This window comes from Oceanobacillus neutriphilus (assembly GCF_014645515.1).
Lineage (GTDB): Bacteria > Bacillota > Bacilli > Bacillales > Amphibacillaceae > Oceanobacillus > Oceanobacillus neutriphilus.
Genome location: NZ_BMLW01000001.1, coordinates 184595 through 197515 on the forward strand (window position 1 = coordinate 184595; position 12921 = coordinate 197515).

At 38.2% G+C, this 12921-nt stretch carries 10 protein-coding genes; all 10 read right to left on the reverse strand.

Features of this window, described 5'->3' with window-relative positions; translation table 11 throughout:
- Nucleotides 1–28 precede the first annotated feature (28 nt).
- Complete coding sequence (locus IEX29_RS00825; protein WP_188732629.1) at nt 29–1282, reverse strand: MFS transporter; 1254 nt, start codon at nt 1280–1282, stop codon at nt 29–31.
- A gap of 224 nt (nt 1283–1506) precedes the next feature.
- Nucleotides 1507–3357, reverse strand: a complete 1851-nt coding sequence (opp4A, locus tag IEX29_RS00830) for an oligopeptide ABC transporter substrate-binding protein (RefSeq protein ID WP_188732630.1) — start codon at nt 3355–3357, stop codon at nt 1507–1509.
- Between the two features lie 111 nt (nt 3358–3468).
- Nucleotides 3469–4362: an ABC transporter permease gene (locus IEX29_RS00835; RefSeq protein WP_188732631.1), complete on the reverse strand. Its 894-nt coding sequence runs from the start codon at nt 4360–4362 to the stop codon at nt 3469–3471.
- Between the two features lie 30 nt (nt 4363–4392).
- Nucleotides 4393–5355 carry an oligopeptide ABC transporter permease gene (gene opp4B / locus IEX29_RS00840; protein WP_188732632.1) on the reverse strand — a complete coding sequence of 321 codons (963 nt, stop codon included), beginning with the start codon at nt 5353–5355 and terminating at the stop codon, nt 4393–4395.
- Nucleotides 5356–5362: 7 nt separating this feature from the next.
- On the reverse strand, nt 5363–6295 hold the full coding sequence (locus IEX29_RS00845; RefSeq protein ID WP_188732633.1) for an ABC transporter ATP-binding protein: 933 nt from the start codon (nt 6293–6295) through the stop codon (nt 5363–5365).
- A complete protein-coding gene (locus IEX29_RS00850) occupies nt 6282–7298 on the reverse strand; it encodes an ABC transporter ATP-binding protein (RefSeq protein ID WP_188732634.1) in 1017 nt (338 codons plus the stop codon). The genes IEX29_RS00845 and IEX29_RS00850 overlap by 14 nt, the downstream gene beginning before the upstream one ends.
- Nucleotides 7299–8319: 1021 nt before the next feature.
- The gene (gene ilvA / locus IEX29_RS00855) at nt 8320–9336 is read right to left on the reverse strand and encodes a threonine ammonia-lyase (protein ID WP_188732635.1); all 1017 of its coding nucleotides are present in this window, start codon (nt 9334–9336) and stop codon (nt 8320–8322) included.
- A gap of 73 nt (nt 9337–9409) precedes the next feature.
- A complete protein-coding gene (gene leuD / locus IEX29_RS00860) occupies nt 9410–9991 on the reverse strand; it encodes a 3-isopropylmalate dehydratase small subunit (RefSeq protein ID WP_188732636.1) in 582 nt (193 codons plus the stop codon).
- A 13-nt stretch (nt 9992–10004) separates the two neighbouring features.
- Nucleotides 10005–11411, reverse strand: coding sequence for a 3-isopropylmalate dehydratase large subunit (leuC, locus tag IEX29_RS00865; RefSeq protein WP_188732637.1), 1407 nt, complete (start codon nt 11409–11411; stop codon nt 10005–10007).
- A 346-nt stretch (nt 11412–11757) separates the two neighbouring features.
- Nucleotides 11758–12864 (reverse strand): 3-isopropylmalate dehydrogenase, encoded by a 1107-nt coding sequence (gene leuB, locus IEX29_RS00870; RefSeq protein WP_188732638.1) that lies wholly within the window; start codon nt 12862–12864, stop codon nt 11758–11760.
- Nucleotides 12865–12921 lie beyond the last annotated feature (57 nt).

Consider the following 12921-nt stretch of genomic DNA (forward strand, 5'->3'; position numbering starts at 1 on the left):
TTTTTAGAAATGGACGATTATCGGATATTTACTTAAGCTTTCGCACAGATGAAAACAGCATTGGAATACCGGCCATAAGAATAATACCTAAACCTGTTATTTTAATAACAAGTGCCGCATTGGTAGCCTCAATTAGAAAACCAAAAATCCAATAACCGACAGGAAGCAAAACAAGTCCTCCAAACATATCAATGCTTGTTATCCGACCTAATTTATCATTATCAATAAGATCCTGCAGTAAACTCTCCCACACAATGATAAATGTGGTCATTAAAAATCCAATAATTGTAGTAATAAACAGTGTAATAATTATGGAATGACTTAATGTCAATAAAAATACAGCGATTCCTGTAAAGCCTATTAAAGTATAGTATAGAATCCCCCGGGAAGGGAGGTTTTTCTGCCGCCCCATCCAAAAAGCACTTAATAAAGCTCCAATGGCCATGGAAGATAAAGTAAATCCGTAGACTTCAGCTCCTGAAAGTTCAGCAGTTTGAAAGGTTTCTCTAATATAGATTGGGAGGGCAATAACATCAAAAGATGCGACGAAAATATTGTTAATAGAAGAAACAAGAATACCGATAAATAACCAGTTGATCGATTTAACTGTTTTAAAACCATCTGCTAAGTCTTTCCAATAGCTTTGCTTATTGTCTTTCTCGTCACTTGTTTTAGCTGTTTTATGATATAGATGGATAGTTGATATAAATAATGCTGAAAATAAAAAAGTAAAAGTATTAATGCCAAATACAACAAATATACCAACAGCTGAAATTAAGAATCCTCCTGCCACAGGTGCAAGCATTTGACTGACTTGCCTTGAGATAGCTCTTAAGGAGTTTGCGTTAACCAGTTGATCTTTCCGCACTAATTGTGGAATAATACCTCTTGTTGTCGGCCGGGAAAATGTGCTTACAATTCCAAGAGATGCGGTCAGCCCATAAACATGAAACATTTTTAATTCACCAAATAACAAAAGCAGAAAAATAAGGAAAACGCTTAAAGTTTTGATTAAATCAGTGATTACTAATGTATATTTTCGATTCCAGCGGTCAGTAAAAACCCCTCCAAATATTAACACAATTGCCTGGGGGGCTATATAAAATGTATTAGCAAGACTCAGCTCAGCAGCTCCGCCATTTATATGGAAGACTAAAAAGGGCAATGCTGCCTGATACATAGAAGCTCCAAAAACAGAAACAGACTGTCCTAACCAAAACCTGAAAAAGTTTTGGTTGGATAATGTATTTAAAAGGTTCGATTTAAAAAGTTTTTTTAACATTATTTTTTTAACCTAACTATTTACTTTCCATGTATGTAGGAGTGCTCATGTTGGAAGCATAAATGACATTACTAACTTCAGTTCGATTTCTAATTTTATCCAAAATAAAATCCCTCCTGGAAGTTTAACAGTTTTAGTTTTTCATAAACGAACAAATATTCATCCATTTCATTTAAATATAGTAAAAGAAAAGACTCACAAACTGCGAGTCTTTTCTATTGTTTTTATTCAGCCACTACTGGTTCATCTTGAGTGACCCCAACTTCATAGCGTTCTAATTCGGTAGCTTCGTCCCGAATATCCCAGTTTACGACACGTTCGTTAACCGGAGCTAATTTGGCACGATAAACCGTCGGGAATACAGGAACTTGGTCTACCATATATTCCTGCCATTCCTTATATACATCTTCTCGATATTCTAAATCCATCGCCTCTTCGGAAACCCCTTCTTCTAGTAAACGGGTATTTTCTTCATCTTCCCAGCGAGTGAAATTATAGATTACATTTGGTCCCCATAAACCGGTCGGGTCTACATCTGTTCCTACGCTCCAGGCAGCAGAATAAATATCAATATCCGGATCATCATTACCTTGCTGTCCAATTCGATCATAGAAGTCATTAAATTCTAATAAACGTCCATCAGTTTTTTCTACCTTAATTCCAATCTGTTCCCAGGATTGAATATAGTAGTTTGTTAATGGTTCTGCTGTATCTCCGCCTTCCATAGAAGCATAATTAAGCACGAGCTCTTCTCCATCTGGATTTTCACGGAAGCCATCCCCATCTACATCTTCATAACCGGCATCATCTAAAATTTGATTTGCTTTATCTGGATCATAAGTTGGTGTTTCAATAGAGTCATCATGATAATTTTCATAGAAAGAAGGCATTAATGTAGTTGCATTCCAGCGTAATCCGTTATAAAAACGTTCTCCAACTGCATTATTATCCAATGCATACCACATTGCCCGGCGTAATTCCACATCACCGACTTTTGAATTTTCTAAATCCATTGCTACCTTGCCATTCTCTTTATCCCATGTACCCATTTTAAATCCGACATATGAATAAGATCTGTCGAGAGTTCCTAAAAACTCAACGTTGGTAAGCGACTCTTCCACATCAGGATACTGATCTGTAGGAAAAGAATCGACCATATCTACTTCACCTGTTTCAAGCGCCTGTGTCACTGTTTCAGGAGCAATTACTTTCAATGTTACTGTATCCAGGTTTGGCTCCCCTTTCCAGTAATCTTCATTTTTTGAAAAAGTTACAGACTCTCCAGGAGTAATAGATTCTACTTTGAAAGGTCCCATTCCAATTGGATTAACGCGCACTTCATCCGATGAAGACATATCTGCTACCGGAATGTCTTCAAAGATATGCTTCGGTAATGCGTATCCCCATATTCCTCCTGATAATAAGGAAGGTGTTGCATGCTTAAAGGTCATTTTCAATGTCTTATCATCAATAACCTCTAGCCCTTCAATACTATCTGCTTCTCCATCATGGTATTCTTCCGCCCCAACAATGCTCGTTACATCACCATAACGTGGGCCATCATAGTCCGGGTCAGCCAATACCTCAATGGCAAATTCCCAATCCTCTGCAGTTACCGGCTCTCCATCATGCCAATTAACTTCATCTCGAATTGTAAAAGTAAATTCATTTCCCTCATCATTCACTTCCCAAGTAGCTGCACCATCTTGAGTATAATTGAAAGTGTCATCTACACTTAAAAGTCCCTCATCGAACCAATCAATTATTTCGGAATCATAGGCATCCGAATAAAAATTATAATTTAATGTTCCTGCAAAAACCGAATCTGCTACAAGACCAAAATTCAGATTCCCGCCGTCCATCGGTTCTCCCTCTTTTATCGGGCTGAAATCTGCTATATCATATACCTTTCCATCTGTATCTTCGGAATCAGATCCAGTATCTTCACTTTCTCCATTTCCTTCATCACTGCTGCTGTCATCAGCATCATCAGATCCACTGCTACATGCTGCCAACACAAGAAACATCATCAGCATCATGATAAATAAAGCCTTGCTAATCGTTGCTTTTCTCATCCTTGTAACCTCCCCTTATAATATGTTTTTCTAACTGGCAAGGACTACCAGTAAATATATACTCAACATCTAACTCTGTATTAGGAGCCGATGAAAGTAATAAGCTAAGAATTACCCGCGGCGCTGCCGGGCATCAGCAGCTCTTCTTAATGCCTCCCCGACATTTCTCACCGCAAGCATCAATAGTAAGATCAATATTGCTGCCGGAGCCCAAATCCACCAGCGAAATTCCAATGTTTGCGGATTAGTGGCATAAGATAACAATGTGCCCAAGCTTGGTGTATCTTCCGGAAAACCGAATCCAAGGAAGGACAACCCTGATTCCAGTCCAATATTTGCTGCCAGATTTAATGTCATCGTTACAATAATTAAAGATGTAATATTTGGTAACACCTGTTTGAAAATAATATTAAAATTGGATGTTCCTAATGTTTTTGATGCCTGGGCATAATCGAGCTCCTTCTCCTGCAGCGCTTTTGAACGTATTAATCTGGCGATTCCCATCCACGAAAAAGCTGCCATAATCAGCGAGAAGGTGACAACACTATAGTCCCGGGTCATCGATACAAAAACAATAATAATCATTAAAAACGGTAAAACCATAAAGAAATCAATTACACGCATAAGTACATTATCTATTTGACCTCCAAAATAACCTGATATGACCCCATAGGCTATTCCAAAAACTCCACTAATTAATGTAACTAAAATTCCAATTGCCAGGGAATTACGTGTCCCAATAATCAATTGTCCAAATACATCCCGCCCTCCATAATCAGTTCCTAAAATAAATTGATCTGATGGCGGTGTATTAATTGCAAATAAATCTACGGATACAATCTCGTTTTTATCTAAAAAAATGGATATTCCAAATACAAAAGCAGTAATTAATATAAGAAATATAAGTGAAACAAGTGCCAGCTTGTCCCGAAATAATTCTCTTAAAAGAATGTTTATCGCTGAAGGGCTTTTTTGTTCTTTCATTTTTGCTATATCAGCTTCCATACAATAGTCACCTCAATTTCTGTCATGTCTCTATTTAATACGAATTCTTGGATCGACAATACTCAAGATAATGTCTGATAAAAGGGCACCTAAAATACTGGCGATTCCAAACAATAAAACAAGTGCAGTTACAACACTGAAGTCACGCCCCGTAACGGACTCTAAAAATAGAAGACCCATACCAGGATAGGAGAAAACCCTTTCTACAAAGACCGTTCCCGAAATTAAACTTGTAATCTCCCAGCCGAAGAAAGCTGCTATCGGTAACAAAGAATTCCGAAAAATATGTTTATTATATACACGATTTTCGGAAGCACCCTTGGCTCTTGCCGTAATAATAAAATCTTTTTGTTTTGTATCAACGATTTCGCTTCGTAGATATTGAATGGTAGAAACCACGGATATTAAGGCAATCGACAAACCAGGCAGCAATGCATGATATAGCTTACTTATATAATATTCCATCGATCCTGCATCTAAGCCGGGGGCTACACTTCCGCTTGTCGGGAACCATCCCAGCATAAATCCAAATACCCAAAGCACGACAAGTGCGAAAATAAATATAGGTGTTGCAAAACCAAGGTAGCTATAGCCTGTAATAGCTGAATCTAAAGGTGAATCATTATAACGTCCGCTAATTATCCCCAAAGGAATTGCAATAAGGTATGTAAATATCAGTGAAACGAGTGAAAGCAGTATCGTATTCATAACCCGTTCCGAAATTAGCGCAGTAACGTCCATTTTAAAACGAAACGACTGTCCCAAATCACCTTGCACTAAACCGCCTAACCAATCCACATATTGCACATACCAGGGGTTGTTCAGTCCTAAACGTTCACGCTGAATTTCTAACGCTTCCGGACTAATATTCGGATCAATTAAACCTGTCAAAGCATCACCCGGCATAAATTGTGCCATCACGAAGACAAGCACACTTAAAAACACAATTTGAGGAAATGTAACCAATAGTCTTCGAACAATAAATTTCCACATAGACGAATCAACCTTTCTCTGGTAAAGCAACTTTATGTGTATCAGAAATAGACTGTAAACCGAAAGCTAATCCATTACTATCGAAGTAATTATTAAAGGACTCCCGATATTCTTTGGTCACTTCTTTACGAAATTCAAATTGCTTTTCACGATTTCTAGGATCAATATCCGGAATTGCTGCAATTAAACGCTTTGTATAAATATGCTGTGGATTTTCAAAAATATCTTTTGTACTTCCCTGCTCCACATATCTTCCTTTATACATAATCGAGATATTATCGCACATATGCTTTACCACACCTAAATCATGACTGATGAAAAGGTAGGTAAGATTCAGTTCCTTCTGAATTTCCTGAAGAAAATTCAGAACCTGTGCCTGTACAGAAACATCCAGCGCAGAAACAGGCTCATCTGCAATAATTAATTTCGGTTTTAACGCAATTGCTCTAGCTACTCCAATACGCTGCCTTTGTCCTCCAGAGAATTCATGTGGGTATTTAAATATACTATCCGGGCTTACATTCACAATATCTAATAACTCTTGAACACGTTTCCGTTCTTCTTGTTTAGATAGTTTTTCATAATTCCGAAGTGGTTCTGCAACAATATCAAGCACCCGTTTCCTGGGATTTAATGAGGAATAAGGATCCTGGAAAATCATTTGTACATCTTTCCGGAAATTTTTATTCTTAGCTTTTTTATCTGTAATATCTTTTCCCTCAAATAAAACTTGTCCAGAAGTAATGTCTTCCAGTCCAATAATCGCCCGTCCTGTTGTCGATTTTCCAGAACCAGATTCTCCGACCAGCCCATATGTCTTTCCTTGCTCCAATTCAAACGATACACCATCGACCGCTCGTGTATACTCAACTGTGCGGTTTAAAATTCCTCCCTTGATTGGAAAGTATACTTGTAAATCTTTTACCTCAAGAAATGCCATTTGACTGCTCCCCTTTCTCCTCATTCTGATCAGGGATGTAAAAATGCTCATGACATGTACATCTGACAAAATGTCCCGATTCCACCTCATGCATCGTTGGATTTTCTTCATGCGCAGAAGCATCCACCCACGGAATACGCGCAGCAAATCGGCATCCTTCCCTTGGAAGATTTTTCAAGGATGGTACAACACCTTGAATAACATGCAGTGTATCCTGACCTTCAACTGGTACTGAATTTAACAAAGATCTAGTATATGGATGTAAAGGGTTTTCAAACAGCTTTTCCACAGATGCAATTTCAACAATCTGCCCTGCATACATAACAGCTACACGATCTGCCATTTCTGCAACAACCCCTAAATCATGCGTAATTAAAATAATGCCGGCGTGTATCTTTTCTTTCAATTCACGTATTAAGTCAAGAATTTGCGCTTGAATGGTAACATCTAACGCAGTTGTCGGTTCATCAGCAATTAATAGCTTTGGATCATTAGCAATTGCTATTGCAATAATGACACGCTGTCTCATTCCACCGGATAATTCATGAGGAAATTGTTCAAAAACCCGTTCTGCATTTGGAATACCAACTAAATCAAGCAATTCAACAGCTCTTTTTTTTCTGCCCTGCTGCCCCAATTTTCTATTATGCAAAAATAAGGTTTCTTCTATTTGCCCGCCGATTGGCGTTAATGGATTTAATGCAGTCAACGGATCCTGGAAAATCATCGCCATTTCGTCTCCGCGAATTTTATCCAATTTTGATTTCGGCATTGTGACAATATCCTGATTATTTAGAAGGACTTCCCCTTCAATTTTCGCTTTTGTATGCAGACGCATAACCGAGAATGCCAGAGCACTTTTTCCCGAACCGGACTCTCCAACAATTCCCAATACTTCGTTTTTATTTAAAGTAAGCGTTACATCATCCACCGCTGCGTAGTATTCATCACCAATACGAAAAGATGTTGAAAGGTTTTTTATCTTTAAAAGTTCATTACTCAACCTACATCCCCCTTACTAAATTGTTTGTTTTTTCATGCTGTATTTTATAGCAGCTTAAAATTTCAGAAAATCCCCCTTTTCAAATTTCCAAATAATCAGATGACGAAAATTTGAGTAATTTCTGAATAAAAAAATCCATGCACGATCATTCATTTTTAATTTTTGATAATTAAAACATCTTTGAACAAACATGGCATGGTCTCGGCTCGGCTCATCTACTAAATTATATTTTTCTGCTCTCTGCAGTAATCTATGATATAAATTTAGTGTCTCTAAAAAGCGATTTTTTCTATCTTGCGGACGATATGTAATATGTAAAGAATATAATTGTTGTAATTTTTCTGAAAATTGTCCGTAAATAAACTAGAAAATTTATCGCTTTAACAGGCTAAAATCTATTCTATTTTTATTAATCTTTGTTACCTCTTAAATATTGCAATTTCATTTCAAAAACTTGAATTCGAAAACTTTTCGTAAACAAATCTTAATATACTTTGAAATTATAGTTTATAACCTCGCTAAAATCAATAGGTTTTGACAAAAAATAAGATTACCATCTGTATACATATTTTCCTGTATGTCACTAAAAACCTTTAAAATCAAGGGATTATTCCAATAATTTACTAAAAAATTAATTAAAATTTTTTTAATTTTCTTCTCATAATTTTGTGTCGTTTTATCAAAAAAATCATCTATAAATCGTCACAATTACCATATATTAACTGTTTTAAAGAAGGCAAAAATACTTTTGAAACAGGATAAAATTGGATAATGATATGTGTTATGTGTTTATTAAATTCAAAAAACAAGGTAAAATTGGCTTCACAATTAAACACTCTTGTTCTGAAATAAGAAAGTATTTTTATAGATTTCCACAAAAAGAATGCTTCATCATGAGAGTTTTACGACAATTTTTCATAGAAAAATGAGTATTTACTAATCCCTGTTCACATATTAAAAATTTCTACCCTAATAAATAAAACTTCATTCAATGAGAACGACCCTCATTGAATGAAGTTATTTATAAAGCGACATACGATTTTACTTTTTTTGGCTTATACTTTTCGGATAACTCTTGAATTCGCTGCATGTTCCCGATATCGAGGTTTCCACCACTCACGATGACTCCGCAATGTCTAGAACGAAGCTGATGATGATGTGCGAATAAGGCTGCCAGAGCAGCTGCTCCAGCTCCCTCCATCAATGTTTTATTCCGTTCAAGCATATATATAATCGCTGCAGCAATTTGCTCATCACTTACTGTTACAATATCATCTACATATTCTTGGATAATTGGCAACGTATGCTTTCCAGGTTCTTTCACAGCAATTCCTTCCGCAATCGTATCCACTTGCGTCAGCTTTTTCACCTGCTTGGTATGATAGCTGTCATAAATAGCCGCAGCTCCTTCAGCCTGCACACCAATCACCCGGATATTCCGGTTGATATGCTTCGCTGCTACTGCAATTCCGCTAATTAAACCGCCACCGCCTATTGGCACTAAAATGGTATCTATGCGATCTTCCTGACGCAGCAATTCCATTGCAATGGTGCCTTGTCCAGCCATAATATCATAATCATCAAATGGATGAATATAGGTTGCACCTGTTTCCAGCTGATGCTCCAATGATGCCTGATAAGCTTCCTGAAAGCTTTCTCCTGTCAAAATAACGTCTGCACCATAATTTCTTGTTGCATTTACTTTAGCCAGCGGTGTTCCTTCTGACATGAATATCGTTGCCTTCACACCCAATTTTGATGCTGCATGCGCAACTCCTTGTGCATGATTTCCGGCAGATGCTGTAATAACACCACTTGCAAGCTCTTCATCTGTCATTTGCATCAGCTTGTAGCTTGCCCCCCGGAACTTAAATGCCCCGGTTTTTTGCTGATTTTCCATCTTACAATACACATGCTTCCCTACCAGACCATCTGTTGTGTGCGATGTTAACAGCGGTGTTTGATGAACAATTGGCTTTAATTTCTTCCATGCTTGATATACTTTTTCACCAGTTAAGCGATCCCCAAGTAAATCCACACTCCTTCAACCCTCTTATTCTTTATAGTTTTCTATCTTATAATTTTCTCATATTTTTCTGTACTTATCACTTTTAAGCACGTTTTTCTTCAAATGCCTGAATCGCATCTTCCTCTAAAAGCGTCAGTGCAATATCATCCCATCCGTTAAGGAGTTTCTCCTTATGGTAAGGCGGGATATCAAATGAAACGACGGTGCCATCTGCATCTGTAATTTCCTGTTTTTCTAAATCAACATCTAATGTTAATCCCTGCTCCGCTTTTTTCATCCATTGCCGGACCTGCTCTTCATTCATTTTTATTACTAATATGCCGTTTTTCAAGGAATTATTATAAAAAATATCTGCAAAGTCAGGAGCAATGATGACTTTAAACCCATAATCCTCCAATGCCCATGGAGCATGTTCACGGGATGACCCGCAGCCGAAATTATCACCAGCTAACAGGATTGTAGCATTTTCATATTTTGGCTGGTTTAAAACGAAGTCTTCACGCAGCTTTCCATCATCATCAAAACGCCAGTGGAAAAATAAAAATTCTCCAAATCCTGTTCGTTCAATACGTTTTAAAAATTGCTTTGGAATAATCTGATCTGTATCCACATTACCGCGATTTAGCGGAGCAGCAATTCCTTTATGCTCTTTAAATGGTTCCATTCCAAATTCCCTCCTAACTTGGTACTCCAACAAATTGTCTTACATCTACAAAATGTCCTTCAATCGCCGCTGCTGCTGCCATTTCCGGGCTTACCAAGTGTGTACGTGCTCCGTTTCCTTGTCTTCCTTCAAAGTTCCGGTTTGACGTAGATGCACATCTGCCGCCGGCCGGAACAATATCATCATTCATTCCAAGGCACATACTGCAGCCTGAATTTCTCCACTCAAAGCCTGCTTCAATGAAAATTTTATCAAGGCCGATCTCTTCTGCCTGCTGCTTCACCAGGAATGAACCTGGTACCACAATTGCTTTAATACCTTCTTTTACCTTCTTGCCTTCTACAATTTTAGACGCTTTTTTCAGGTCACTTAATCGGGAATTAGTACAAGAGCCAATAAAGACATGATCGACATGAATCGATGTTATCGGCTGATTTTCTTCTAAATCCATATACTCTAAAGCACGTTTTACTTCATCTGGGTATTCTGCATCCGCAATTGTTGGTGTAGAAGCACTGACTGGTACGCCCATACCAGGATTAGTCCCCCAAGTTACCTGTGGTTCAATTTCATCCGCATGAATGGTAACTGTATGATCATATTCTGCACCTTCATCTGTTGCCAGCGCCAGCCAATCTTCAGCCAATGCCTCAAAAGCTTCTCCTTCTGGAACCATTTCACGTCCACGCAAAAATTCTACTGTTGTTTCATCTGGACTGATTAAACCGGCACGTGCTCCAGCTTCAATGGACATATTACAAATCGTCATTCTTTCTTCCATGGTTAAGTTACGAATAGCTTCTCCTGTATATTCCATCACATATCCTGTTCCAAAACGAACGCCGAACTTTGCAATAATCGCAAGAATCAAGTCTTTTGCTGTAACACCTACGCCTAGCTCTCCAACAACTTGAACATTCAATGTTTTCGGTTTATCCTGCCAGATAGTTTGTGTTGCCAAAACATGCTCTACCTCACTGGTCCCAATTCCAAATGCAAATGCTCCAAACGCTCCATGTGTTGATGTATGGCTATCCCCACAAACGATCGTTTTTCCTGGCTGCGTTAGACCTAATTGTGGTCCAATAATATGCACGATACCTTGATCCGGGTGATACATATCCGCCAGCTTCACTCCAAAGTCAGCACAATTCTTCTTAAGAGCCTCCATTTGTTTTATGGAGATTTCATCCTTCATATTCTCTCTATTAATAGTAGGTACATTGTGATCCATTGTAGCGAAAGTAAGATCTGGACGTCTAACCTTCCGCCCATTCAACCTTAAACCTTCAAACGCCTGCGGAGACGTTACCTCATGAACAAGATGCTGGTCAATATATAAAAGAGCAGGCTTTCCTTCCTCTTCTTTTACAACATGCTTATTCCAAATTTTTTCAAATGCTGTCAAAGCCTTTTCCAATTTCTACACCTCCGAAACGATATATATTGTTTTCTATATAAGTTGAATTAAAGGTTTATAGCGATCGCTTCAGAAAAACACTACGCTTTCCACGGGCTTGCGCTCAGCCTCCACGAAAAAAAGAAGTTCGCTTTTTCCCTCCGGGGTCTTCCCACTGGGACTGCGATTACTCGCCCCATCGAAAAGCTTTTGCGATTACTCGCCCCACCGAAGACATTTGCGCTTTCCCGTAGGAGTCTCCGTGTTTTTCTTCTGCTAGTTTAAAGTCTTCAAGCATTATTATTTTATTGAGAAAAAGACTAGTACATATAATTCAATAATTCAACTTATCTAATACCAGAACTTCTTATACATAAGAGCTACAAATAGAATCGGAAATACATTTCGTAGTTAAATTCTCGATAATCGCTTCTGTTATTTCTTCTGTGTTCATTTGTTTTCCATCTTTTATATTTAAGTCTGATGTGTGATAGCCCTGCTCCAGACAATCCATTACTGCTGTTTCAATTGCTTTTGCTTCTTCTTTCATTCCGAGAGAATATTCAAGCATTAATGCAGTTGACATGATCATTCCGATTGGATTTGCAATTCCTTTTCCAGCGATGTCAGGTGCTGAACCATGAACTGGTTCATAGATGCCCAGTCCATCTGTACGGATACTTGCTGATGGAAGCATTCCGAGTGATCCAGTCAGAACAGAAGCTTCATCACTTAAGATATCGCCGAATAAGTTCTCTGTTACAATAACATCAAAGCCGCCTGGATTTGTAACAAGCTTCATTGCTGCTGCATCTACCAGCAAATGCTCTACTTTTACATCTGGATAGTCAGCTGCTTTCTCATTTACAATTTCTCTCCACATCCGGCTTGACTCTAATACATTTGCCTTATCCACTGAAGTTAAATGCTTATTCCGGATTTGCGCTGATTCGAAGCCTTTTTCTACAATTCTTTCAATCTCTTGTCTTGAATAGGCTAACGTATCTACGACATCTTCTCCGTTGTTTCTGCGTTCCCTTGGTTCACCGAAATACAAACCGCCAGTCAATTCACGAACAATCATCATGTCTGAATCTTTGACAATCTCTTCTTTTAAAGGAGAAGCATGCAGAAGGGATGGGAATGATTTAACCGGGCGCAGATTAGCAAATAATCCTAAGCCTTTACGAATTTTGAGCAGCCCTTTCTCCGGCCTGAATTCAGGCGGCTGGTTATCCCATTTGGGACCTCCAACTGAGCCCAGAAGTACAGCATCCGCTTCTTCACATGCTTTTAGTGTATCATCAGGTAATGGTACACCATAACGGTCAAGAGCATCTCCGCCAATAGCACACTCCTGGAGGACAAAATCATGATGATATTCACTTTCAATTGCTGCGAGCACCTTTTTAGCTGACTCCATAATTTCCTTACCGATTCCATCTCCAGGTAACAGGACGATTTTCTTTTCCATTATTATTTCTCCTTCTTTTCACTCATGAACGAGTTGTTTGATAATTGTTTTTTTATT

Excerpts from the sequence above, each read along its gene's own strand:
- IEX29_RS00845 (WP_188732633.1), bottom strand. The coding sequence starts at position 6,295 with ATGGCATTTCTTGAGGTAAAAGATTTACAAGTATACTTTCCAATCAAG.
- leuD (WP_188732636.1), bottom strand. The coding sequence starts at position 9,991 with ATGGAACCATTTAAAGAGCATAAAGGAATTGCTGCTCCGCTAAATCGC.
- IEX29_RS00835 (WP_188732631.1), bottom strand. The coding sequence starts at position 4,362 with ATGGAAGCTGATATAGCAAAAATGAAAGAACAAAAAAGCCCTTCAGCG.
- opp4B (WP_188732632.1), bottom strand. The coding sequence starts at position 5,355 with ATGTGGAAATTTATTGTTCGAAGACTATTGGTTACATTTCCTCAAATT.
- leuB (WP_188732638.1), bottom strand. The coding sequence starts at position 12,864 with ATGGAAAAGAAAATCGTCCTGTTACCTGGAGATGGAATCGGTAAGGAA.
- opp4A (WP_188732630.1), bottom strand. The coding sequence starts at position 3,357 with ATGAGAAAAGCAACGATTAGCAAGGCTTTATTTATCATGATGCTGATG.
- IEX29_RS00825 (WP_188732629.1), bottom strand. The coding sequence starts at position 1,282 with ATGTTAAAAAAACTTTTTAAATCGAACCTTTTAAATACATTATCCAAC.